The sequence below is a fragment of the Streptomyces sp. NPDC058092 genome, assembly GCF_042884935.1.
In the GTDB taxonomy this organism is placed as follows: domain Bacteria; phylum Actinomycetota; class Actinomycetes; order Streptomycetales; family Streptomycetaceae; genus Streptomyces.
In genome coordinates this window covers 51,470-75,440 of sequence record NZ_JBHVSY010000012.1, presented here as the reverse complement: position 1 = coordinate 75,440, position 23,971 = coordinate 51,470, and the positions used below count along the sequence as shown (strand labels likewise).

The window sequence follows — 23,971 nt, the reverse complement described above, 5'->3', positions numbered from 1 at the left end:
CCCGTACGGCACCCGTGTGGCAAAAGAAGGTGACGAACGCCCGGTGGGCCGGGGAACATGGGTGTCATGTCCGGGCCCTATGTCATCCGCGGTTCGGTCTCCCTGCCGGAGGCCGAGCTCATGTGGCGTTTCTCGCGGTCCTCCGGGCCCGGCGGGCAGCACGTCAACACCAGCGACTCCCAGGTGGAGCTCCGCTTCGACGTCGCGGCGACCGAATCGCTCCCCCCGGTGTGGAAGGAGCGGGCGCTCCAGCGTCTGGAGGGCAGGCTCGTGGACGGGGTGATCGCGGTACGGGCGTCCGAGCACCGCTCCCAGTGGCGCAACCGCGAGACGGCTCTCGTCCGGCTCGCCTCCCTGCTGGCCGAGGCCACGGCGCCGCCCCCCAGGCCGCGCCGCAAGACCAGGATTCCGCGCGGCATCAACGAACGCCGCCTGCGCGAGAAGAAGCAACGCGGCGAGACGAAGCGCGGCCGCTCCGGCCGCGACTGGTAGCCGCGCCCAGGGGCCCCGACGCCACCTCACCTCGGCCTCGCGACGCCGACGCCCCGCGATTCCGCCGACGCCCCCTCACCTCGGCCTCGCGACGCCGACGCCCCCTCACCCCAGCTGCCGGTACCGCCCCCGGAAGTACGTCAGCGGTGAGCCGTCCCCGCTCGGCAGGGCCGCGCTCAGGACCCGGCCGATCACCAGTGTGTGGTCGCCCGCCAGGACCCGCTGCTCGGTGCGGCACTCCAGCGTGGCCAGTGCGCCGCCGACCAGTGGTGCGCCGGTGACCTCTCCCCTCTTGTAGGGGATGCCCTCGAACAGCAGCCGGTCGCTGATCCGGCCCTTCATCGCGAACCGTCCGGCGATGTGCCGCTGGCTCTCGGCGAGCACGGAGACCGCCCACAGCGGCTGTTCGGACAGCAGATCGTCCATCCGTGAGTCGTTGCGCAGGCTGACCAGGACCAGCGGCGGGTCCAGCGACACGGACATGAAGGCGGTCGCCGTCATCCCGACGTCCTCGCCCCGGCCGTTCTCGTCGAGCGGCGGCTCCTCGGCGGTGATCAGCACGACACCGGCGGCCAGCCGGGCGAGGGCGGCCCGGAACTCATCGTTGCTCACCCCCTCAGCATGGGGGATGGGCTCGGAACGCGGGGCGGGAGGCTTCGTCTGCAACACATCCGGCACGCTAGCCGCGGACGGCGCGCCGTCGCATCGGGCCAGGGGACCAGCCTGGTCCTAGGACCCCGGGCCCGGAGCGCCGGGGACCGGCACTGCAACGCCCGGATTTGCGTTCAAGAAAAGGACGGACCGCCGTCGCGCACCACACCGGAACCCCTTTACCATCTCTTGTGACTTGAGTCACAGAGCGCAGTATTTGCTGACCCTGTGTACCGACTGCACAGCTCAGTGTGATTCAGTGGCCGTGACACTGCGGTAAGTGCGTCGATTTGAAACCTGGAGTGCTGTCGAGGTCTCGGGGAGTGCGAGCGATGGAGGCCGAGTCGGAGCCGTACGTCCGTCTTGCGACGATGCGGCAGCTGCACCAGGCCGTGGCCGATCTCAACACGGCGCGGAGCCTGGCCGACACACTGCAGACCGTGGCCGACGGAATCGTCGCCGGTCTCGGCTACGAGCTTGCCTGCGTGAACCTGGTCCGACCCGACGGTGATCTCGTCGTCGCCTCCTTCGCCGGCAACAATGCAGCGGAAGCCCTGATCACCGGCCGCGTCGGCTCGCGCAGCTCCTGGGAGCGCAGGCTGTCGATGGGGGAGACCTGGGACGAGCTCTGTTTCATACCCCACACCGACGGCTGGGTCCTCCTCGACGACGACGTTCCGCAGTGGCACACCGAGGGTCCCGAGCCCCGCTTCGAGGACGAGTGGCACCCCCAGGACCGGCTCTACGCCCCGATGTACGCGTCCGGCGGCGGCCTCGATCTCCTGGGTGTCATCTCCGTCGACCGCCCGCGCAACGGCCGCCGCCCCGGCGCCTGGGGCCGTGAGGCCCTCCAGATGTACGCGTCACAGGCAGCCATTGCGATCAGTAACGCCCGGCTGAGAGCAAACATGCAGCGCGCCCTGGTCCGTCTGGAGCGTGAGCAGCAGGCGCTGCGGGCCAGCGAGGAATCCTTCCGTCAGGCCTTCGAGTACGCGCCCAGCGGCATGGCCATCGCCGAGATGGGCGGCGACCAGCACGGCCGGCTGCTGCGCACCAACGACGCCCTGTGCCGGCTGCTCGGCCGCCCCGCGTCCGTCCTGCGCCGCTACTCCTTCGCCGACCTCGTCCACCCCGAGGACATCGGCACCCTGCTGCGCACCTCCGCCGAGGGAGGCCGCGCCGAGCTGCGGCTGGGGCGGCGGGACGGCACCTATCTCTGGGTCTCGCTGCGCAACTCCGTCGTCGCCGACACCACGGACGGTCCCCGCTTCCTGCTCACCCACGTCGAGGACATAGAGGAGCGCAAGCGCCACGAGCTGAATCTCGCGCACCGCGCGTCGCACGACGCGCTCACCGGCCTGCCCAACAGTGCCGAGCTGCGCTCCCGGCTCAGCTCCCGGCTCTGCGAGCGTCCGCACGCCGTGGCCACCACGGCGGTCGAGGCGCTGGACGCGGCGTACGGCGACGTCGACGATCCGGACACGCGGGCGCACGGCTACGACGTGGACTCGGAGCCCGGCGGCCCGTACGACCACCATGTGCATGCCGTCGCACCCGACACCGGGCACGACGACGGCGCGAAGGGCCTCGCGGTCCTGTTCTGCGACCTCGACGGCTTCAAGTCCATCAACGACCGCTTCGGCCACCACACCGGTGACGCCGTACTGATCGAGGTCGCCCGCCGCCTCACCACCTGTGTCCGCGACGGCGACACCGTCGCCCGGCTCGGGGGTGACGAATTCGTCGTCCTCGCCGACGGACTCGGTGCCGCGGACGCCGCGGACCTGGCCGTACGCCTCCGTAACGCCATCATTCCGCCCATTCGGGTCGACGGCCGGGCAGTGCGCGTCGGGGCGAGTTTCGGCATCGGCTGGGCCGCCTGCGGGATGACGGCCGAAGAGGTGCTGCGCTCCGCCGACCAGCGGATGTACGTGGAGAAGCGGTCCCGGTCGAAGGTTCACCGCAGGGTCGGCTGACGTTCACGGCGGTGCTGCTCCGCCGACCCGGGGGCGGTTCCGGGACGGGCGACGGCAATTCTTGGTGCGGTCCGTTCGGGGTAGGCTCGGCCGGTCGGCCACGGCTGGCGATTCGGCGACGGCTGGCGACATGGTGAGGAGTGACCAGGGATGACGGCCGGGAACAACGGCGCAAGCAAGCCCGAGGACGACGATCCGTTCGGCTATCTGTACGAGGACGGACAGGCAGCGGGCGCCCAGCCGCCGAGAACGGGCGGCTACGGCTACCCGGGTCCGGCGGCCCCGCAGCCCGGGGTGCCCCGGACCTCGTACAACCAGGTGCGGACCGTCGGCGAACGCCAGTACGGGCAGCAGGTGCCGCACCAGCAGCCGTACGGCCAGCCGAGCACGCAGTACGCCGCCCCGGAGACGTACCCCGGCGGCGCCCCCACCGCGCACGTTTCGCAGCAGGGCGGCCGCGGCAAGGGCGGCCCGAACACCAAGGGCCTGCTGATCGGCGCGGTCGCGGTGGTCCTGGTCGTGCTCATCGGCATCGGCGCCGCGCTGCTCACGGGCGACGACAAGAAGGACAAGAAGAAGGACGAGGCCACCACCTCCGCCGGACCCGGCAGCCAGGTCGAGGAGTCCCCGAAGCCCCAGGAGTCCGCGAGCTCCGAGGCCCCGGCCGAGCTCCCCAAGCAGGACGCGGCGACGCTGAAGCTCGGCGGCACGGCCCAGCTGGACAACACCACCAAGGGTGCCAAGAGCGCCAACGGCCAGTACATCAACCTCAATGAGGTCGGCAGGTCGGCGACCTGGTCGGTCGAGGTTCCGCAGGCCGGTGAGTACACGCTGTTCGTGACGTACGGCGTACCGGGCAAGGACGCGAAGACGTCGCTCACGGTCAATGCCGAGCAGCCCCGCTCGATCAACATGACGAACTTCGCGCAGGCCCCGGAGGGTGACCTGTCGAAGGGCTGGACGACGACGTTCGCCTACGTCAACCTCAACAAGGGTGAGAACACGCTGATGATCTCCTGCAACGAGGGCGACCAGTGTGATGCCAACCTCGACCAGCTGTCGCTGAAGGCCGGGCACCAGAAGCGCTGACCCGTACCTCCCGCACGCGTTCCGGCCCCCTCGCCCACGGTTCCACGGGCGAGGGGGCCGGTCCGTTCTCCCGGTGTTGCGGGCTCAGCCCATCAGGGCCAGGAAACCGGCCACCGTCGCGGCCATGGCCTCGCGGCCCGGGGCGATGTACTTGCGCGGGTCCACGCCTGTGGTGTTCTCGGCCAGGTACGCCCGTACCGCGCCGGTGAACGCGGTGTTCAGCGCCGTACCCACGTTGATCTTGACCATGCCGGAGGAGGCGACGGCCCGGCGGATCTCCTCGTCCGGGACACCGCTGGAGCCGTGCAGCACCAGCGGGACGGGGACCGCGTCGCGCAGCCGGCCGATCAGGGCGTGGTCCAGGGCGGCGGTGCGCTCGGTCATGGCGTGCGAGGAGCCGACCGCGACGGCCAGCGCGTCCACGCCGGTGTCGCGGACGTACGCGGCGGCCTCGGCCGGGTCGGTGCGGACGCCGGGGGCGTGGGCGTCGAGCGGCGCCTCGCCCTCCTTGCCGCCGACCTTGCCGAGCTCGGCCTCGATCCAGATGCCGCGCTCGTGCCCCCAGGCCACCGCCTCCGCCGTGGCCCGCACGTTCTCCTCGTAACCGAGCTTGGAGGCGTCGAACATCACCGATCCGAAGCCCTCCGCATGCGCCTGGTGCAGCAGCTCCACGGACTCGACGTGGTCGAGGTGGAGCGCGAGGGGGGCGCCGCAGGCGCGGGCGACGGCGGCGGCCGCGGCGGCGATCGCGGAGAGCCGGCCGCCGTGGAACTTCACGGCGTTCTCGGAGATCTGCAGGATGGCGGGTGCTCCGGCGCGCTCGGCGCCGGCCGCGATGGCCTCCGCGTGCTCCAGCGTGATGACATTGAAGGCGGCGATTCCGCGTCCCTGGGCCTGTGCGGCGGAGACGAGTTCACCGGTGCTGACGAGCGGCATGCTGACCTCTGTTGCTTCTGCTGAACGGACCGGTCGGGCGGTCCGGTACGGGTGGCGGCTCAGAGGCTGTGGGGTGACCTCCGGTCGGGAAGCGTGCGTGCCAGGGCGTGGCCGCCCGATCGGAGGTCACCCGACAGCCTCTCTGGCCGCCGCGGTGTGTTCCTCGACGCCGACGCCCGGCAGCAGCTCCTCGTATGCCGCGCGGTCGAAGTCACCGGCCGTCGGGGAGAGCACGGTCGCCGTCGACAGTGCCACCGCCCGCCGCAGCCGGTCCGGCCAGCTCAGCCCCTCGACGAGGCCGGACAGCAGCCCGGCCACCGCGGAGTCGCCCGCCCCGGTCGGATTGCCCCGGACCTCGGCGGGCGGCGACGCCCGCCAGACGCCGTCGGGGGTGACCGCCAGCATGCCGTCCGGGCCCAGTGACGCGATGACGCCGTGCGCGCCGCGGCGGCGGGCGTCGCGGGTGGCGCGCAGCGGTTCGCGGGAGCCGGTGAGCTGGGCGAGCTCCTCGGCGTTGGGCTTGATCAGGTCGGGGCGGGCGGCGATGCCGCGGCGCAGCGGTTCGCCGCTGGTGTCCAGGAGCACGGGGACGCCCGCCGCGCGGGCCAGCCGGACCAGTTCGGCGTAGGCGCCGACGTGGATGCCGGGCGGCAGGCTGCCGCAGAGGGCGACGGCGTCGGCCCCGGTGAGGAGCTCCTCGTACCGGCCGAGGAGGGCGGCCCATTCGTCGGCGGTGACGAGCGGGCCGGGTTCGTTGAGCTGGGTGGTGTCGCCGGTGGCCCGGTCGACGACGGCGATCGTGCGACGGGTGTTCCCGGCGATGGTGACGAGGGCGTCGGTGATCGGCGCGGGGGTGACGGCGGGTATGACGGTTGCGGGGGTGGCGGCGGGTATGACGGTGGCGGCGGCAGCCCTGGTGTCCGTTCCCGTCGTGTCCCGCGGGGGGAGGTGCGCCAGCAGTTCGCGCAGTGCGGCTCCGGTGGAGCCTCCGGCGAAGCCGGTGACCACGGTCGCCTGCCCGAGGGCGGAGAGCACCCGGGCCACGTTGAGGCCCTTGCCGCCGGGCCGTTCGGCCACGTCGCCGACGCGGTGACTGGCGTGCGGGACGAGCTCCGGGACGCCGTACGTCAGGTCGAGTGCCGTATTCAGTGTGACCGTGAGGATCACCGCGGCCGCTCCCTCGATCCCTGCTCCGAAGCGCGAATCCGTGGCTGGAATGCGCTTTCTCTGCCTGTTTCCCAGGCGATCATGCCAAAGAGGTGGCGGTCGGCCCAGACCTCCGGACCAACCGCCGTCTCTTCGTTACGTATTCGACTCACCGTCAGTAACGGGTCAAATCAACCGATGTGGGGCTCGATGATCCATTCGCCCTTGCGCATGACGCCCTTGAGCGCGAAGTCCGCGTCCAGGACCACCAGGTCCGCGTCCTTGCCCGGCTCCAGCGAGCCGACCCTGTCGTAGACGCCGAGCAGCCGGGCCGGGTTGGCGGAGATGGACTGCACGACATCCCCGACCGGGATCCTGTCGATCGTCACGGCCCGGTGGAACGCGGTGTCCAGGGTGAGCGTGGAGCCCGCGATCGAGTTGCCCTCCACCAGTCGCGCGACGCCGTCCTTGACCTCGACGGCGAGCGGGCCGAGCTGGTAGCGGCCGTCGCCGAAGCCCGCCGCGTCCATGGCGTCGGTGATCAGCGCGACGCGGTGGGCGCCCGCGTGGTGGTAGGCCAGCTCCAGGGCGGCGGGGTGCAGATGCGTACCGTCGTTGATCAGCTCGACGGTGATCCGCTCGTCCTCCAGCAGCGCCGCGATCGGGCCGGGTGCGCGGTGGGCGAGCGGCGGCATCGCGTTGTAGAGGTGCGTGGCTACGGTGGCGCCCGCGTCGATCGCCTCGACGGTCTGCTCGTACGTGGCGTCGGTGTGCCCGATCGCGGCGATGACGCCGTGCTCGGCGAGCAGCCGCACCGACTCGATGCCGCCCGGGAGTTCGGTGGCGAGCGTGAACATCTTCGCGGTGCCGCGCGCCGCGTCCATCAGCTTGCGGACCTCGGCCGGGTCCGGGTGGCGCAGCAGATCCCCGCTGTGCGCGCCCTTGCGGCACGGCGAGATGAACGGCCCCTCGAAGTGGATGCCGGCCAGGTCGCCCTGCTCGACCAGTTCGGAGAGGATGCCGGCCCGCTGGGCGAGGAAGTCCATCTCGCCGGTGACGGTGGAGGCGACCAGCGTGGTCGTACCGTGCTCGCGGTGGGTGCGGATACCGGTGAGGACCTCGTCCACGGTGCCGGAGGTGAAGGACGCGCCGCCGCCGCCGTGGTTGTGCATGTCGACGAAGCCGGGGACCACCCAGTGGCCGCTCAGGTCGATGGCCCGGGCGGCACCCGGGTACGGGGTGGACGCGGCCGGGGGGCGTGGGGGGTTGCTGTCGGTGGCTGGTTTCCACGGGGTACCGGCGCCCTCCGGCGTCGAGCCGGCGATCCGGGTGCCTTCGACGATCACCCGGCCGTCCTCGACGGTCCCGGTGGGAAGCACCACCCGGGCACCTGTGAGAACGGTGCTGTCTGCGCGTCCGGCCATCAGGCGGATACCTCCGTGGAGAGAAGATCCCAGGCGAGCAGCCCTGCGCCCAGGCATCCGGCGGTGTCCCCGAGGGCCGCCGGGACGATGTGGGGCAGCTTCTGGAACGTGACGCGTTCCTCGACGGCCGCACGGAGTGGTGTGAACAAGGTTTCCCCGGCCTCGGCCAGCCCGCCACCGATGATGAGCATGCGGGGATCGAGCAGGGTCAGCGCGGTGACCAGCCCGGCGGCGAGCGCGTCGACGGCGTTCCGCCAGACCTCCACGGCCGCCGGGTCGCCCGACTCGACGGCCTTCGCGCAGTCCGCGGCGTCCGCCGTCGGATCGCCGGACGCGGTGGCCCAGGCCCGGGTCACGGCGGCGGCGGATGCCAGGGTCTCCAGACAGCCGCGCTGGCCGCAGCCGCAGTCCGGGCCGTCCGGCCGGACCACGATGTGGCCGATCTCGCCCGCGTACCCGTGCGCGCCGGACTCGATGGTGCCCGCGATGCCGATGGCGCCGGCGATCCCGGTGCCCAGCGGTACGAAGAGGAAGCGGTCGGCGCCCTTGCCCGCGCCGATCCGGCCCTCGGCGAGCCCGCCGGTGCGTACATCGTGGCCGAGCGCGACGGGGACGCCGCCGAGCCGCTCGCCGAGCAGTACCCGCATGGGTACGTCACGCCAGCCCAGGTTCGAGGCGTAGACCGCGATGCCGTTCTCGGCGTCGACGATGCCGGGCACGGCGACACCGGCCGCGACGGCGCTCTCGCCGAAGTGCTCCTTGCCGTACGCCCGCAGGTCCGCGGCGAAAGCGAGGATCGACTCCACGACGGCGTCGGGGCCGCGCTCTCTGCCGGTTGCCCGCCGCGCCTCGTACAGCAGGGTGCCGTCGACCCCGACCAGTGCGGCCTTCATTCCGGTGCCGCCCACATCGAGGGCGATGACGTGTTTCACGGGAAACAGTTTCGCCCGAGGAATCAAAAAGGTCTAGTCCACTATTGGGGTTTGTTGCGCATCCATACAAAATCGGGGCCGACGGGCTGCCCATGGCTCTGGGTGACGTCCACCGCTCGGCCGTGACCACCGCCTCATCGACGCCGACCGGACACCGATCCGGTGACGCGGTGCGAAAGCCATACCCCGATGGTGCAGACCTTCGGAGATCGTCCGGGAGAGGCATCGGCAAGGCGGTCGAGCCGGGCGGCAGCCCCGAGAGCGTGCTCGGCCGGATCGCACGGGAGTCGTCGGCGGCGGAGGACGCGGAGCAGCGCAGGACGCGGAGCAACGGGCGACCCGGTGGCGGCCCTTCGGCCGGGCGATATGTTGGCTGATATGACCACCCCCCCGAATGGCCCCGACGCCACGGACAGCCCCGGCGGCCTCTCCGACCGGGACCGTGCCGTGCTCGCCGTCGAGCGGCAGTCGTGGGCCGGGCCCGGGGCGAAGGACCGCGCGATTCGCGAACAGCTCGGCATCTCGCCCACGCGCTACTACCAGTTGCTGAACGCCCTCCTCGACGACCGCCGCGCCCTGGAGACGGACCCGGTGACGGTGAACCGCCTGCGCCGGGTACGGGAGGCGAGGCGGGGACGGCGCTGACCGGGGACGGCGCTGACCGGGGACGGCGCTGACCGGGGACGGCGCTGACCGGGGACGGCGCTGACCGGGGGTGGCGCTGACCGTGGCTCTCCGCCCCGGGAACGCCCGCAGGGCGCCCCCCGGGCGCCCCACTCCTGGTCGGAGCTGACCGGGACTCCGCCCCGGGAACGCCCTCCGCAGGCGCCCCACCCCTGGCCTCCCGCTGTGCACCCCCAACCCCGGCACCCCGCTATAGGCTCGCCCCATGGGCAGCAACCCGCACGCACCCACGCCGAGCGAATCCCCGTCCGAGCTCCCCGCCCCCACCACCCCACCCGGCCGAGAAGCCCTCGCCGCGATCCTCGCGCGCCCCGACCGCGCCGTCATCGCGCTCGACTTCGACGGCACCCTCGCCGACATCGTCCCGGACCCGGAGCAGGCCCGCGCCCACCCCGGCGCCGTCGACGCGCTCGTCGCGCTCGCCCCGAAAGTGGCGTCCATCGCCGTGATCACCGGACGCCCGGCCGGCGTCGCGGTCCGGCACGGCGGCTTCGCCGGAGTGCGGGGACTGGACCACCTCGTCGTCCTCGGCCACTACGGCACCGAACGCTGGGACGCCGTGTCCGGCACCGTCCGCACCCCCGCCCCGCACCCCGGCGTCGCCGCGGTCCGCGCCGAACTCCCGGGCGTGCTCGACCGGTTCGACGCGTGGCACGGCACCTGGATCGAGGAGAAGGGCCAGGCGCTCGCCGTCCACACCCGCCGCGCCACCGACCCGCAGGCCGCGTTCGACGCCCTGCGCGAACCCCTCGGCGAGCTCGCCGCCCGGCACGGGCTGATCGTCGAACCGGGCCGCCTGGTCCTGGAGTTGCGCCCGCCGGGCATGGACAAGGGCGTGGCGCTCGCACAGTACGTACGGGAGACCGACGCGGAGTCCGTCCTGTACGCGGGCGACGACCTGGGCGACCTCGCCGCGTACGCCGCCGTGGAGAAGCTCCGCACCGAGGGCCCCGACGGCATCCCGGGCCTGCTGGTCTGCAGCGGCAGCGCCGAAGTGCCCGAACTGGCCGAACGCGCGGATCTGCTGCTGAACGGCCCCGGAGCCGTCATCGGCTTCCTGGCGGCCCTGGCCGAACGGATCTGACCGGCTCACTCCCGCCGCAGCGCGTCCAGCTGATCGAGGAACCACTGCTGCGGCGGGAGCGCCACCGCCGCCGCGGCCAGCCGTTCCGTGCGGGCCGCCCGTTCGTCGTCCGCCATGGTGAGCGCCTCGTGCAGCGCCGCGGCCGTCGCGGACACGTCGTACGGGTTCACGACGACCGCGTCGCTGCCCAGCTCCTCGTACGCACCCGCCTCCCGCGACAGCACCAGCGCGCAGCCGTGGTCGGAGACCACCGGGACCTCCTTGGCGACCAGGTTCATGCCGTCGCGGATCGGGTTGACGAGCGCCACGTCGGCCAGCCGGTACGCGGCGAGCGAGCGGGCGAAGTCGTCCTTGACGTGGAGCACGACCGGCGTCCAGCCCGCCGTGCCGTACGCGGCGTTGATGTCGTCGGCGACCTGCCGCACCTCGGCCGTGTAGTCGCGGTACACCGCCAGGTCCTGCCGCGAGGGGTACGCGAAGGCGACATGGACGACCCGCTCGCGCCATTCGGGCCGCTCTTCGAGCAGCTCGCGGTAGGCGAACAGCCCGCGCACGATGTTCTTGGACAGTTCCGTCCGGTCCACTCGTACGATCGTCCTCCGCCCGGGGCCGATCTGCTCCCGCAGCGCCGCCATCCGCTCCTCCACGTCCGCCTCGTGCGCGCGCCGGCGCAGGAATTCGGCGTCCGCGCCGAGCCCGTGCACCCCGATCCTGGTCCGCCCGGTGCCGCCCAGGAGCTCCGTGCAGCAGCCGATGAAGGCGTCCGCCCAGCGCCGGGTCAGGAAGGCCGCCCGGTCGGCGCCCAGGATGCCGTGCAGCAGCTGCTCGGCGATGTCGTCGGGGAGCAGGCGGAAGTAGTCGACGGGCGCCCACGGGGTGTGCGAGAAATGGCCGATCCGCAGGTCGGGGCGGAGACCGCGGAGCATGCCGGGCACCAGCGCCAGGTGGTAGTCCTGCACCAGCACCGCCGCCCCGGGGCCCGCCTCCTCGGCGAGCGCCTCGGCGAAGGCCCGGTTGTACGTCTCGAACGACGCCCACCGCCTTCGGAACTCCGCGTCGAAGACCGGCTCCAGCGGGGTCTGGTACAGCATGTGGTGGACGAACCAGAGCACCGAATTCGCAATGCCGTTGTACGCGTCCGCGTGGACGGCCGCGTCGATGTCGAGCATCCGTACGCCGGGCTCACCGACCCCGCGCCGGACCGCCTCCCGGTCCCCGTCACCGAGCGCGGCGCACACCCACAGCTTGTCCTTGACGGCGCTCAGCCCGGAGACGAGCCCGCCGCCGCCCCGCTTCGCGTCGAGTGATCCGTCCGTGCCCAGGGTGTACGACACCGGGCCACGGTTGGACGCGACGAGGACCTGGGCGGCGGACTGGGCTTCGTGCTCGGAGACCATGTTGCGGAATCTAGCCAGATCACGAACCGTCCAAACGTGCAAACGTGCGAAGTCGGGCCGCGTCAGGCCGCGCGGCGCGAAACGTACTCCTCGATCTCACGCATCGGAGGCCGCTCCTCGGTGTCCACGGCATGGGTGCGCGGTACGAAACCGTCCTCACCGCGCTCGAACTGGGTGAGCGACGGCCGTACCAGGTGCCCGCGGGACAGCCGGAGTTGCGCGGTCCGGTAGATCGCCGCCGCCATCCGGCCGAGCGCCTGCCCGTCCTGGTGGCGGTGCTTGCGCACTCCCACGTCGACCTGGGCCAGCGCGTCCAGACCCACGGTGTGCAGCGCGTCGACCAGGAGGCCCAGCTCCACTCCGTACCCGACGGGGAAGGGCAGCTGTTCGAGGAGGGAGCGGCGTACGGCGTACTCGCCGCCCAGCGGCTGGACGAAGCCGGCCAGCTGCGGCCAGTGCAGATTGAGCAGCGGACGGGCCACCAGCTCGGTGACGCGACCACCCTGACCTGCCGTGTCACCGAGCGGGCGGTCGTACATCGCCTTGACGAACCGGACGTCCGGATCGGTCAGCAGCGGGCCGACGATGCCGGAGACGAAGTCGGCCGAGAATTCCTTCAGGTCGGCGTCGACGAAGCAGACGATGTCCCCGCCGGTCACCAGGAGCGACCGCCAGAGCACCTCGCCCTTGCCGGGCACGGCGGGTATCCGGGGCAGTATGTCGTCCCGGTGCACCACCCGCGCGCCGGCCTCCCGGGCCACCTTCGCGGTGGCGTCCGTGGAACCGGAATCGATCACCACGAGCTCGTCGACCAGCTGGACCTTCTCCATCAGCTCGCGCCGGATCGTCGCGACGATCGCACCGACCGTCGCCTCCTCGTTCAGCGCGGGCAGCACCACACTCACGCTTCCACGACCCCGTTCCTTGGCGGCGAGGAGCCGGTCCAGCGGGCGGTCGGCGACCGACCAGGAACGCCTGGCCAGCCAGCTTTCGACCTCTTCCAGCACGGTCGATACTCCCTGTATGTGATCCATCTCGCGGTTCGGACGACTATCTCGACCGTCCGGTGCTTCGGTTACAGTCTTGAACAACGCGGACGGCCGTCGCATGTCGGGGTCGGTCCGCCAATAAACGCCTGGATCGAAGATCCAGCGCCATAGCGCTCATCCAGAGGGACTGAGGGAACGGCCCGTTGAAGTCCCGGCAACCCTCCCATCCCCTTGTTCTCGGCTTCGCTCGAACAGGGGAGACCCCACTCCGCGAGGTCAGGTGGGGAAGGTGCCAATTCCGTCTCGTGGCGAAATGCGCCGCGAGGAAGATGAGGAGAAAGGGCCTCGCCTCCATGGCTGCGCAGACTGTTGCAGTAAGCACCGACTCTTCCGCCGAGGTTGTCGATCTGGGTCCCGCCGCGGCGCTTTCCTGCCGCGAGTGCGGCGAGCGTTTCGAACTCGGTCCCATTTTCGCCTGCGCGTCCTGTTTCGGGCCGCTCGAAGTGGCGTACGACCTGCCGAGCGGCTCCCCCGACGAGCTGAAGAAGCGCATCGAGGCCGGACCCGACAACATCTGGCGTTACGCGCCGCTGCTGCCGGTCCCCGCCGATGTCGCGGACAAGCCCAACATCAACCCCGGCTTCACCAAGCTGGTCAAGGCCGACAACCTCGCCCGTGAGCTGGGCGTCACCGGCGGTCTGTACGTCAAGGACGACTCCGGCAACCCGACGCACTCCTTCAAGGACCGCGTCGTCGCCATCGCCGTCGAGGCCGCCCGCGCCTTCGGTTACACCACCCTCTCCTGCTCCTCCACCGGCAACCTCGCCGGTGCGGTGGGTGCCGCCGCCGCCCGCGCCGGTTTGCGCTCCTGCGTGTTCATCCCGCACGACCTGGAGCAGGGCAAGGTCGTCATGGCCGCGGTGTACGGCGGTGAGCTGGTCGGCATCGAGGGCAACTACGACGACGTCAACCGCTTCTGCTCGGAGCTCATCGGCGACCCGCTCGGCGAGGGCTGGGGCTTCGTCAACGTCAACCTGCGCCCCTACTACGGCGAGGGCTCCAAGACCCTGGCGTACGAGATCTGCGAGCAGCTCGGCTGGCGGCTGCCCGACCAGATCGTCATCCCGATCGCGTCCGGCTCGCAGCTCACGAAGATCGACAAGGGTCTCCAGGAGCTGATCAAGCTGGGCCTGGTCGAGGACAGGCCGTACAAGATCTTCGGCGCCCAGGCCGAGGGCTGCTCCCCGGTCTCCACCGCCTTCAAGGCCGGTCACGACGTCGTACGGCCCCAGAAGCCGAACACCATCGCCAAGTCGCTGGCGATCGGCAACCCGGCCGACGGCCCGTACGTCCTGGACATCGCCCGCCGCACCGGCGGCGCGGTGGAGGACGTCAACGACGAGCAGGTCGTCGACGCGATCAAGCTCCTCGCCCGCACCGAGGGCATCTTCGCGGAGACGGCGGGCGGCGTGACGGTCGGCGTCACGAAGAAGCTGATCGAGGCCGGTCTGATCGACCCGGCGCTGACCACCGTCGTCCTCAACACGGGTGACGGCCTCAAGACCCTGGACGCGGTGGCCGCCACCTCGCAGGCGACCGCCACGATCCGCCCGAGCCTGGACGCGTTCCGCGCCGCCGGACTCGCCACCAGCTGACCACCCGAGACTGCAGGAAGGGCACCCACCATGAGCGTCAAGGTCCGTATCCCCACCATCCTCCGCACCTACACGGGCGGCCAGGCCGAGGTCCCGGCCGAGGGCTCGACCCTCTCCCAGGTCATCGAGTCCCTGGAGCAGAACCACCCGGGCATCGCCGCCCGCGTCCTGGACGACCAGGGCAAGCTGCGCCGCTTCGTGAACGTGTACGTCAACGACGACGACGTGCGTTTCGAGGGCGGCCTGGAGACGGCCACGCCGGACGACGCCGGCATCTCGATCATCCCGGCGGTCGCGGGCGGCTGCTGACCCCCCGTCCGGATCCCGGGCCGGCTTCACCGCGTTATCGGAATTGCCCTCTCTGCGAGAAGCGGAGGGGGCAATTCTGCATGGTTGAGCGCGGTACAGTGTGGGAAGTCCCCCCAGCTGCCCGTGCCGCCCGCATATGAGAATGCGCCCGGTCACGACAAGAAGCAGCCAAAGTACTCGATCTCCTTGCGCCATAAGTCGCCTTTGCCCGGCCCGACTTGCCCTGGAATCCCACGAATTCCTCATATTCGGGCGTTCGGTGCTGCCCAGAATTCTCGTCCGATTGACCTGTTGCAGAGGGCAGTTGGGCAGATACATTCGGCCGCGGTCGACGCGTTCCGGCGCACGCACCCTCTCCTGTCGGAGGGTGAGTTCTGACCCGGGTCCGCGAAGTGCGGTCCTGTGCAAGGGCCAGTAATAGGGGAGTTAGGCATGGCTCAGGGCACCGTCAAGTGGTTCAACGCGGAGAAGGGGTACGGCTTCATCGCGGTCGACGGTGGTGCGGATGTTTTCGTCCACTACAGCGCGATCCAGATGGACGGGTACCGCACCCTCGAAGAGGGTCAGCGAGTTGAATTCGAGATCTCGCAGGGCCAGAAGGGGCCGCAGGCGGACATGGTCAAGCTCGCCGTCGGCTGAGCTCGACGCGGTCGGCCAACGACACTACTCACGCACGGAGGGCCCGTACCCCAGAGGTACGGGCCTTCCGTGCGTCTGCGTGTCCGTGCGTCCGTGCGCCCGCGCGACCGTGTGTTCGGGGCCGTCCGAGGGTGGCCTTCGTTGTCCACATCCCGAGGCGGACGCTTGCACTCTCCGGGGTCGAGTGCTAATCATTGGCGTTAGCACTCTCCAGGTGAGAGTGACAGAACTTGGACCGGGCCGGTGAGGCCCGCAGGTCCGGTGGGGCAAGGAACCACCGGTCAGGCAGGCCGTCCGTCGCGGGCGCCACTCGGTCCGGAGCAATCCACCCCTGTCCGGGAGGACCACTTCACATGGCCAAGATCATCGCGTTCGACGAGGAGGCCCGGCGCGGTCTCGAGCGCGGCATGAACCAGCTCGCCGACGCCGTCAAGGTCACCCTTGGCCCCAAGGGCCGCAACGTCGTCCTTGAGAAGAAGTGGGGCGCCCCCACGATCACCAACGATGGTGTTTCCATCGCCAAGGAGATCGAGCTGGAGGACCCGTACGAGAAGATCGGTGCGGAGCTGGTCAAGGAGGTCGCCAAGAAGACGGACGACGTCGCCGGCGACGGTACGACCACCGCCACCGTTCTCGCCCAGGCTCTCGTCCGCGAGGGCCTGCGCAACGTCGCCGCGGGTGCCAACCCGATGGCCCTCAAGCGGGGCATCGAGAAGGCCGTCGAGGCCGTCTCCGCCGCCCTCCTGGAGCAGGCCAAGGACGTGGAGACCAAGGAGCAGATCGCTTCGACCGCCTCCATCTCCGCCGCCGACACCCAGATCGGCGAGCTCATCGCCGAGGCCATGGACAAGGTCGGCAAGGAAGGCGTCATCACCGTCGAGGAGTCCCAGACCTTCGGTCTGGAGCTGGAGCTCACCGAGGGTATGCGCTTCGACAAGGGCTACATCTCGGCGTACTTCGCCACGGACATGGAGCGCATGGAGTCGTCGCTCGACGACCCGTACATCCTGATCGTGAACTCCAAGGTCAGCAACGTGAAGGACCTCCTTCCGCTGCTGGAGAAGGTCATGCAGTCCGGCAAGCCGCTGCTGATCATCGCCGAGGACGTCGAGGGCGAGGCCCTGTCGACCCTGGTCGTCAACAAGATCCGTGGCACCTTCAAGTCCGTCGCCGTCAAGGCCCCGGGCTTCGGTGACCGCCGCAAGGCCATGCTCGGCGACATCGCCATCCTCACCGGTGGCACCGTCATCTCCGAGGAGGTCGGCCTCAAGCTGGAGAACGCCGGTCTCGACCTGCTCGGCCGCGCCCGCAAGGTCGTCATCACCAAGGACGAGACGACGATCGTCGACGGCGCCGGTGACAGCGACCAGGTCCAGGGTCGCGTCAACCAGATCCGTGCCGAGATCGAGAACTCCGACTCGGACTACGACCGCGAGAAGCTCCAGGAGCGCCTCGCGAAGCTGGCCGGCGGCGTGGCCGTCATCAAGGCCGGTGCCGCGACCGAGGTCGAGCTCAAGGAGCGCAAGCACCGCATCGAGGACGCGGTGCGCAACGCCAAGGCCGCCGTCGAGGAGGGCATCGTCGCCGGTGGTGGCGTGGCTCTGCTCCAGGCCTCGGCCGTCTTCGAGAAGCTGGAGCTCTCGGGTGACGAGGCGACCGGCGCCAACGCCGTCAAGCTGGCGCTGGAGGCCCCGCTGAAGCAGATCGCCGTCAACGGTGGTCTCGAGGGCGGCGTCGTCGTCGAGAAGGTGCGCAACCTGCCGATCGGTCACGGTCTGAACGCCGCGACCGGCGAGTACGTCGACATGATCGCCGAGGGCATTCTCGACCCGGCGAAGGTCACGCGCTCCGCTCTGCAGAACGCCGCGTCCATCGCCGCGCTGTTCCTCACCACCGAGGCCGTCATCGCCGACAAGCCGGAGAAGGCCTCCGCGGCCGCTCCGGGCGGCATGCCGGGCGGTGACATGGACTTCTGATCCTGACGGATCGGTAGTTCCTGTACAGCTGTACCCCATCGACCCCCGGGACCGACAGGTCCCGGGGGTCGATGTCGTTCCGTCGGCGTCCGGCGCAGTCCGCCCCGGCTCGTTGCGGTCCGTCGTTACGGCGTGGTCCGTCGTTACGGCAGCTGGTCGAGGAGCCAGGTGCTGAGTTCCTCCGTCACGAGGGTGTGCCCCTCGTTGCGGGACGCGAGCTTGAAGTCGTGCAGTCCGCTCTCCTCCTCCGGGAGCGAGGAGATGTCCGCGTACAGCTCCTCGTCCGTGTCCAGGCCGCGGATGTCGACCGCGCTGACCGCTGGCACGAAGCAGTGCGAGCGGATCCGGACGTCGGTCTTGAACCCGAGGATGGGGTTGAGGGCGTTGAAGGCGTCGGCGAGGATGCCGAAGCCTTCCAGCGAGCCGCCGGGTGCGCCGTCGACCGACGGGAGTCCGGACGTATGCACCTCATTGGTCTTCAGCGTCACCACCCGCAGCTTCGCGACGAGTTCGTCGTCGCCGGGGGACTGGGTGTAGAGCTTGGTGCCGACCACCGACAGGCCCTTGCCCTCCAGGGCCAGTTCGCCCGCCCGCACGTCGGTGCCGGTGCCGTCGCCCACGCCGTTGGCGACACCGATCAGCCGCGGCCGCTGCGGCCATTCGCCGAGGTCCGCCATCTCCGCGAGGAACGTGGCGCGCTCGTCGCTCTGTTCCGGCGTCCCGTCCCACTTCGCGATGTGCCGCCAGAGCAGCTGACGCGCGGCCGGGCTGTTGATCTGGTCGGAGAACCGGCTGTCGAGATCGCGGATGTAGTGCGCGAACGACTGGAGCGCGATCGGGATCCAGGCGCCGCGGTGCGGGCTGTCGTACGAGAAGTACAGCGCGGTCTGGTGGTCGATGCGCCGGCGCTCCATCTTGGCCAGCGCGTGCCGGGTGACGAGCCCGCCCATGCTGAACCCGCCGACGGCCAGCGGTGCGTCGCCCTGCCGCTCCATGATGGCCTGCGTGATCGCCGCCTGCGCGGTGACGGAGTTGTCCAGAATCGATGCACTGCGCTCATGGAAACCGAGCAGGATGACGTCGCGTCCACGGCGGCGCAGTTCGCTGATGAGCGCGTAGTCGCCGAACTCCATGACTTCCCAGGAGAAGTCCAGGCTGCTCGGCCCGGTGTTGAAGCCGTCGGCGAAGATCACGGGCCGTACGAGGCCCGGGTTCCCCTCGCCGTAGTAGACCCATGCGGTGCCGCCCGGCAGGTCCCACACGGTGCTGGGCGGCAACGGGAGCGCACCGTGCGGCTCGGCGTCCAGGCGGGGGCCGGGGGCCAGGGTGATGGCGGGCTTGCTGTGAAGCTCCGAGACGATTTGCTCGTGGGTCGGTTCGGACATGGTTCGGTCCCCTTTGGAGTCGACTGATTACGGTGCGTACCAAGAAGAACACGGAACGTAGCGAAAAGGTGAGGAAAGTGGACCAAACCACTCCCAGGTGGGAGCCGGTTTCGGACATCCGGTGAGCTCGGGGCTCCCGCCCTATCTCCTCTCGGAGCGTGGGGTCATCGCGGCCCGGACCTCGCTCATGCGGCTGCGTACGCCGGTGGGCGGGACGGTTCCGGCCGGGCCCGCGGGAGTGTCGACGGAGTTGCCCCGGCACGGTCCGCAGCGGCCGCCGATCAGGGCCTCCGCGTGGCCGGGTGCGCGGCACTCGCCGCATTCGAGGGTGCGCAACACCGTTCGCTGTTGCGCCGGAGCAACCCGTTCGGGTGGCATCTTGTCGGTCAGCCGCCTGCGAACGAGGGCCGCCGCGTGGTGGACGGGGGTCGGGAGGCCGTCGGTGAGGGCGTGGAGCAGTTCCACCTCCGTGGCGCCACGCTCGAACCAGGTGGTGACCTGCGACTCCAGCGCCGCGCAGTCCGCCGCCGACAGCGTGAGCGTGGGTGCGGTGCGGCCCAGCGCGGCCAGCAGGACGAACGCTCGCGAGCGGGTGACGCGTTGACGCTGCTCGGGCGGTACGTCGCCCCGGGCGAACGCCGCCCACCACTCGTCGTCCCGCGCGGTGCGGGAGAAGAACGTACGGGTCACCCAGAGCAGGACCTCGTCATGGGCCACGCACTCGCTGCCGCGCCGCAGATGCCCGGCGTCCTGGAGCCGGTTGAGGGCGGTCCGCAGGGCGCACTGCCCGTACGGGAGGACCTTGGCCATGGTCTTCACGGAGATGTCGGCGCCGTCGGGGAGTTGGTCGATGTACGCGGCGATGGATGCCTCGCGGGGCGGCAGGTGCGCGAAATCGCGGTCCGTGCCGGGAAGTTGTGAGGGTGCGGAGCGCTTGCCGTAGCCCGGGTTGGCCATCGGGTGCGGAAGCGTGGGCAGGGATACGTGCGGGGCGCACGGGGCAGCACTAAGCTGGCTGGCAGCCATGAGGTCGAGTCCTGTTCGATCAAAGTGGTCAGACCCCTGTTCGGTGTTCCCGCACCGGCAGGGGTCGTTCGTTATTCGGAACGCTAAGCCGTCACCACCGTTCGTGGCAAGCCGGTCACGAAAAGTCAACTCGCCAGGCAGGGAGGGTGGGTGGGAAGTGGACCACCTCCCATTCCTCGGAAAGAGCGCTCGGACTTCGCGGCTTGAGCTCCGGGGGAATTCGCCTGGTCGTGAGGGGCGTGCGTGCGTGGTGCATGTGCGCCGTGTGTGATGCCGTGCGCCCGTCCCCGGTGGGGTGGAAATCCGCGCCGCAGGCCTTTGGTGCGTGCGAACTGCTCCGCGTCTTTGTGATCTTGGAGGCTCCGGGCTGCCGCCGACGCGGCCCGTCTTCCATGTTTCTCTCTCGTACGAGGAGTCCCGTGCGTATTCGTTCGTTCCTGTCTCTCGCCGCGTCCGCCGTCGCCGTGGCGGCGCTGGCCACCCCCGCCCAGGCCGCCGACGCCGCCGACGGCACGTACCTCATCCGTGACCTGCGCTCCGGCCAGTGTCTGGCCGGCGGCGAAGGTCCGCTCGGCGGTCACGTCGAGCCCTGCAGCCCCCGTACCGTGTGGGAGATCCGCAACCAGGGCGACGGCCTGGCCCAGATCGTCGAGGCGAACCAGGAGAACCGCTGCCTGGCGCTCTCGCCGATCCGGATCTTCCCGCCGGCCGTGTGGGTGGACCGGTGCGGTAGCCACCCCGACCAGTGGACGATCCAGGGCGCGGCCGGTGAAGAGCCGGTCGCCATCGCCCTCGGCCGGGGTGAGCTCGGCTCCCTGACGACGGAGGGCCGGCGCGTGGTTCTCCTTCCCGACGGCGGGCCCCAGTGGGTCCTGGAGCGGCTCGGCTGATACCCGTCCGGTCGAAAGCATGCGGCCGCCCCGTGCCTGGAACGTCCTTCCAGGCACGGGGCGGTTTCTCATGCGCGGCGGAGTCCGGCAGCGCAGGTGCGGGCCCTACCGGAACGCGGCGATGTGGCGCCCGGCCCAGTCCGCGAAGGTGTGGGGCGCGCGGCCGAGGATCTGCTCGACGGCGGGGCTGATCCGCTGCTCGGCGAGGGTGGGTTCGCCGAGGATGTCGAGGGTGGTCTCGACGACGGGCTCGGGCATGAACTGCAGCATCTGCGCACGGGCTTCGTCGCGGGTCTGCTCGATGAACCGGACCGGTTCGCCGAGCGCGTCGCCGATCGCCTCGGCCCGCTGCCGGGGCGTGCTGAGGGTGGGCCCGGTCAACTCGTGGACCTGACCGGCGTGACCGTCCTCGTACAAGGCCTTGGCGGCCACCTCGGCGATGTCGGCCGGGTCGATGACCGGCAGGCCGATGTCGGCGAACGGTGCGGCGACGGTCCGTCGGGTACGGACGGACTCGGCCCAGGCGTACGCGTTGGAGTCGAAGCCGCCGGGGCGCAGGATCGTCCAGTCCATGCCCGACTGCCGGACGATGTCCTCTATGGATCCTCCGGTGCTCCCGTGGGAGGCCGACTCCGGCCGGGTTGCGACTCCTTGGGAGGACAGCAGCACGATCCGTCCCACTCCGCCGGCTTTCGCGACGTCGATGATGTCGCGAGGGCTCAGCAGGTGGGCACCGGCACCGGTGTCGTGCAGGAACAGCGCGTCGGCGCCGTCGAACAGGGGCCGGAGGCTCTCGGGGTCGGCCAGGTCGGCCTGTCGGTGCCGGACGCCCTCCGGCACGGGCGCGTCCGGGACGCTCCGGGACACCGCCGTCACCTGCTCGCCGGCTGCCGCGAGTGCCTGCACGAGCGGTCGGCCGACGTTGCCGGTCGCTCCCGTCACTACGATCATGAACAACTCCCGTGTCACTTCAACGTGTTCGTCCACGCCCGAGCGGGCGGGTACATCGCGGGGCGGGTGATTTCGCTGCGACCCGGTGAAGCTAACACCGTCGGTATAGTAGGTACCTAGAGGAAAGTGACTACCCCGAACGATCCGAACGACCCCGAGGGGATGCGCATGGCCGACAGTGCGACCTTGATGGAGTCCGCGTCGGCGGACCCCGAACTGGCCTGTCCGGTAGGCCCGGTCGTGGACATCGTGTTCAGCCGTTGGACCACACCGATCCTGTGGACGCTCAACATGCACGGCCGTCAGCGCTTCGTCGAGCTGGAACGTCGGATCGCCAGGATCACTCCGAAGGTGCTGACGCAGCGGCTGCGGCAACTCGAACGCGACGGGATGGTCGTACGCACCTACCACCCGGAGGTCCCCCCTCGGGTCGAGTACGAGATCAGCGACCTCGGGCGCAGCCTCGCGCCGCTCTTCGCCCACCTCGCGGAATGGGCCTCCGCCAACCTCGACAAGGTCGAGGTGGCGCGGCACGACTACGACACGGATTCCGCCCGGTAGCGCGGTGAAGACGTCAGGGCCCGGGGCTTGAGCCCCGGGCCCTGACGTGTGCTGACCTGTGCCGGCGTGTGCGGTGCGCGGTTACCGGTGACGGGCCTCGAACGTGGCGAAGGCCGTCTCCTGGCGCCACTCGGTCGCGGCCTTCGGGTTGTCGGCGAGGTAGCGGGCGCAGCGGGCGCTCGGGTGGGCGGCGCCCGGCCGGTTGCCCGCGCAGGCGGCGACCAGGCGGTAGCCGGAGGGGGCGGAGTCGGAGGCCCACAGGCTGCGGCCGTTGCGGAACGCGTACTCCAGCGAGGCGCGCGCCAGGTCCTTCAGTTCGGTGTAGCGCAGGCCGTACGTCTTGGCCGCGTACTGGTACTCGTGACTGATGTCGATCCGTGAGACCCCGGGATCGTCCGTGGACAGGACCACCGGGACGCCGTAGCGGCGGTACGCGTTGAACGGGTGGTCGTCGCCCGCGATGCCGAGGATCTGCTTGTTGCTGCTGAACGGCACCTCGACCGCGATCCTGCGCTGTGCCATCGTCCGGGCGAGCTGCTGCCAGTTGTCCTCGTGGACCAGGTCCACGCCGTGTCCGATGCGTTCGGCTCCGGCGACGAGCACGGCCTCGCGGATGTGGAACGTCAGGTCCTCGGGCTTGACCAGGCCGGGGGCCAGCTCGCCGGCGTGCAGGGTGAGGTGGGCGCCGGGGTACTGGCCGCGGAGATAGTTCAACATACGCATCTGGAGGCTGTAGTTGGCCAGTGAGCTGTCCCAGTCCTCGGGCTGTACGAGGTTGACGGCGACGAACCTCGGGTCGCGCTCGGCCAGCCGCATGCCGACCTCCATCTGCGTGAACACCCGCGCCGGGGAACTGCCCCGGGACACCTGGGAGATCCACCTGACGGGGAGCCGGCAGCCGGGGTCGGGGCGCGCGGTGTCGCAGTGCGCGGCCGTGCGGAACTGGACGTCGGTGTCGTCGGCCTCCTTGACCGCCTCGTCGACGACCCGGTCGAGCTTCCCGTCGGCCACGAGCTTGCGGTGGAACGCCGCCAGGTCGGCGTCGTAACCCACGGACTCGGCAAGCGCCTTGGCGCTGTCCGACGCGGGGGAGACCATGGTCTCCAGATAGAACTGGTTCTGTTCGACGACGGTGTTGGCCACATTGGCGAGCATCTTGCCGCGGGCGTACCAGGTCGCCATGCCGAACTTGTTGAACGTGTCGAAGAAGTGGTCGTGCCCGGACTGACCGGCCGGGAAGTCCTGCATCGACCAGGCCCGGATGATCTCCCGCTCGAACGCGGCGTCGGTCCGTGCGTCGGCGGCGGGCCTCGTGCCCGGTCCGCACGGCGGCGCGACCGCCGTCATCGTCGCGTCGACGCACAGGCCGTTCTCGGTCGCGAGCTCGATCAGGTACTCGGTCGTGACCGCGCCGGAGAGGTGGTTGTGGAGGTCGCCCCCCTTGGGCAGCGCCTTGAAGAAGGACTTCAGCCCCTCGGGCCTGTTCCGCAGCGAGTCGAGGTACGCGGAGGTCCTGCGCTCGGCGGCGGTCACCACACGGGGCGACGCGTACGCGGCGACGCGCGACGAGGAGTCCTTCGCGGGTGCGGTCGCGGTCGCGGCGGTGGCCGGGATCGCCGGGAGCAGGGTCAGCGCGGCGAGTGCGCCGAGCCCGGCCGGGAGCAGGAACGTGGGACGGTGAACCGTCCGGTTTGATGAGATCACGGCCGAATGATCGCGTTCGGCGCGGGCATTACTTACCGAACCACGTCCATGGACGGAAACGTCCACCCGATCGAG

At 70.5% G+C, this 23,971-nt stretch carries 22 protein-coding genes and 1 riboswitch; of the genes, 11 read left to right on the top strand and 11 right to left on the bottom strand.

All coding sequences use genetic code 11. From position 1 onward, the window contains the following. The first annotated feature begins 66 nt into the window (after positions 1-66). A complete protein-coding gene (gene arfB, locus ACFVV1_RS21000) occupies positions 67-492 on the top strand; it encodes an alternative ribosome rescue aminoacyl-tRNA hydrolase ArfB (protein ID WP_389991127.1) in 426 nt (141 codons plus the stop codon). Positions 493-597: 105 nt separating this feature from the next. On the opposite strand, the gene ACFVV1_RS20995 is transcribed toward arfB, so the two are convergent. After that, complete coding sequence (locus ACFVV1_RS20995; protein WP_389991124.1) at positions 598-1,104, bottom strand: flavin reductase family protein; 507 nt, start codon at positions 1,102-1,104, stop codon at positions 598-600. Between the two features lie 371 nt (positions 1,105-1,475). On the opposite strand from ACFVV1_RS20995, the gene cdgB reads away from it, so the two are divergent. Both cdgB and ACFVV1_RS20985 read left to right on the top strand, forming a co-directional pair. Beyond that, entirely contained in the window at positions 1,476-3,119 is a 1,644-nt protein-coding gene (cdgB, locus tag ACFVV1_RS20990; protein WP_389991122.1) for a diguanylate cyclase CdgB, read from the top strand. Between the two features lie 150 nt (positions 3,120-3,269). Further along, positions 3,270-4,208, top strand: a complete 939-nt coding sequence (locus ACFVV1_RS20985; RefSeq protein ID WP_389991119.1) for a carbohydrate-binding protein — start codon at positions 3,270-3,272, stop codon at positions 4,206-4,208. A gap of 84 nt (positions 4,209-4,292) precedes the next feature. Here the strand turns inward: ACFVV1_RS20985 and ACFVV1_RS20980 are convergent, their stop codons facing one another. The 4 genes from ACFVV1_RS20980 to ACFVV1_RS20965 form a co-directional block, all read right to left on the bottom strand. After that, positions 4,293-5,144 carry a ketose-bisphosphate aldolase gene (locus tag ACFVV1_RS20980; protein ID WP_389991116.1) on the bottom strand — a complete coding sequence of 284 codons (852 nt, stop codon included), beginning with the start codon at positions 5,142-5,144 and terminating at the stop codon, positions 4,293-4,295. 126 nt (positions 5,145-5,270) lie between these two features. Continuing rightward, positions 5,271-6,311, bottom strand: a complete 1,041-nt coding sequence (locus ACFVV1_RS20975; RefSeq protein ID WP_389991113.1) for a 1-phosphofructokinase family hexose kinase — start codon at positions 6,309-6,311, stop codon at positions 5,271-5,273. Positions 6,312-6,481: 170 nt separating this feature from the next. After that, positions 6,482-7,714, bottom strand: a complete 1,233-nt coding sequence (gene nagA / locus ACFVV1_RS20970; RefSeq protein ID WP_389991111.1) for an N-acetylglucosamine-6-phosphate deacetylase — start codon at positions 7,712-7,714, stop codon at positions 6,482-6,484. Continuing rightward, positions 7,714-8,646, bottom strand: coding sequence for an ROK family protein (locus tag ACFVV1_RS20965; protein WP_389991108.1), 933 nt, complete (start codon positions 8,644-8,646; stop codon positions 7,714-7,716). Before ACFVV1_RS20965 ends, nagA begins: the two co-directional genes overlap by 1 nt. 378 nt (positions 8,647-9,024) lie before the next feature. Between ACFVV1_RS20965 and ACFVV1_RS20960 the strand changes: the two genes are divergently transcribed. Further along, positions 9,025-9,291: a DUF3263 domain-containing protein gene (locus tag ACFVV1_RS20960; RefSeq protein ID WP_389991106.1), complete on the top strand. Its 267-nt coding sequence runs from the start codon at positions 9,025-9,027 to the stop codon at positions 9,289-9,291. A gap of 244 nt (positions 9,292-9,535) precedes the next feature. Beyond that, complete coding sequence (otsB, locus tag ACFVV1_RS20955) at positions 9,536-10,414, top strand: trehalose-phosphatase (protein ID WP_389991103.1); 879 nt, start codon at positions 9,536-9,538, stop codon at positions 10,412-10,414. Between the two features lie 5 nt (positions 10,415-10,419). Here the strand turns inward: otsB and ACFVV1_RS20950 are convergent, their stop codons facing one another. Together ACFVV1_RS20950 and ACFVV1_RS20945 are read right to left on the bottom strand one after the other, a co-directional pair. Continuing rightward, positions 10,420-11,811 carry a trehalose-6-phosphate synthase gene (locus ACFVV1_RS20950; protein WP_389991100.1) on the bottom strand — a complete coding sequence of 464 codons (1,392 nt, stop codon included), beginning with the start codon at positions 11,809-11,811 and terminating at the stop codon, positions 10,420-10,422. Between the two features lie 62 nt (positions 11,812-11,873). Continuing rightward, the gene (locus ACFVV1_RS20945) at positions 11,874-12,818 is read right to left on the bottom strand and encodes a glucosyl-3-phosphoglycerate synthase (RefSeq protein ID WP_389991548.1); all 945 of its coding nucleotides are present in this window, start codon (positions 12,816-12,818) and stop codon (positions 11,874-11,876) included. Between the two features lie 153 nt (positions 12,819-12,971). Beyond that, positions 12,972-13,136: riboswitch (SAM riboswitch) on the top strand. A gap of 17 nt (positions 13,137-13,153) precedes the next feature. On the opposite strand from ACFVV1_RS20945, the gene thrC reads away from it, so the two are divergent. From thrC to groL, 4 genes are all read left to right on the top strand, one after another. After that, a complete protein-coding gene (thrC, locus tag ACFVV1_RS20940; protein ID WP_389991098.1) occupies positions 13,154-14,455 on the top strand; it encodes a threonine synthase in 1,302 nt (433 codons plus the stop codon). Positions 14,456-14,485: 30 nt separating this feature from the next. Next, positions 14,486-14,764, top strand: a complete 279-nt coding sequence (locus ACFVV1_RS20935) for a MoaD/ThiS family protein (RefSeq protein WP_389991095.1) — start codon at positions 14,486-14,488, stop codon at positions 14,762-14,764. A gap of 432 nt (positions 14,765-15,196) precedes the next feature. After that, a complete protein-coding gene (locus ACFVV1_RS20930) occupies positions 15,197-15,403 on the top strand; it encodes a cold-shock protein (RefSeq protein WP_003967346.1) in 207 nt (68 codons plus the stop codon). Positions 15,404-15,756: 353 nt separating this feature from the next. Further along, a complete protein-coding gene (gene groL / locus ACFVV1_RS20925; RefSeq protein WP_037692815.1) occupies positions 15,757-17,379 on the top strand; it encodes a chaperonin GroEL in 1,623 nt (540 codons plus the stop codon). Positions 17,380-17,522: 143 nt separating this feature from the next. On the opposite strand, the gene ACFVV1_RS20920 is transcribed toward groL, so the two are convergent. Both ACFVV1_RS20920 and ACFVV1_RS20915 read right to left on the bottom strand, forming a co-directional pair. Further along, positions 17,523-18,764, bottom strand: coding sequence for a hypothetical protein (locus ACFVV1_RS20920; protein WP_389991092.1), 1,242 nt, complete (start codon positions 18,762-18,764; stop codon positions 17,523-17,525). 141 nt (positions 18,765-18,905) lie between these two features. Continuing rightward, positions 18,906-19,790, bottom strand: a complete 885-nt coding sequence (locus ACFVV1_RS20915; protein WP_389991089.1) for a hypothetical protein — start codon at positions 19,788-19,790, stop codon at positions 18,906-18,908. A gap of 419 nt (positions 19,791-20,209) precedes the next feature. Here ACFVV1_RS20915 and ACFVV1_RS20910 point away from each other — a divergent pair, with 419 nt between their 5' ends. Beyond that, complete coding sequence (locus ACFVV1_RS20910; RefSeq protein ID WP_389991086.1) at positions 20,210-20,680, top strand: RICIN domain-containing protein; 471 nt, start codon at positions 20,210-20,212, stop codon at positions 20,678-20,680. Positions 20,681-20,785: 105 nt separating this feature from the next. On the opposite strand, the gene ACFVV1_RS20905 is transcribed toward ACFVV1_RS20910, so the two are convergent. Continuing rightward, positions 20,786-21,631, bottom strand: a complete 846-nt coding sequence (locus ACFVV1_RS20905) for an NAD(P)H-binding protein (RefSeq protein WP_389991083.1) — start codon at positions 21,629-21,631, stop codon at positions 20,786-20,788. 162 nt (positions 21,632-21,793) lie between these two features. Between ACFVV1_RS20905 and ACFVV1_RS20900 the strand changes: the two genes are divergently transcribed. Beyond that, the gene (locus tag ACFVV1_RS20900; RefSeq protein WP_389991545.1) at positions 21,794-22,192 is read left to right on the top strand and encodes a winged helix-turn-helix transcriptional regulator; all 399 of its coding nucleotides are present in this window, start codon (positions 21,794-21,796) and stop codon (positions 22,190-22,192) included. A gap of 81 nt (positions 22,193-22,273) precedes the next feature. Here ACFVV1_RS20900 and ACFVV1_RS20895 read toward each other — a convergent pair whose 3' ends face one another. Beyond that, entirely contained in the window at positions 22,274-23,896 is a 1,623-nt protein-coding gene (locus ACFVV1_RS20895; protein ID WP_389991080.1) for an adenosine deaminase, read from the bottom strand. Positions 23,897-23,971: the final 75 nt, after the last annotated feature.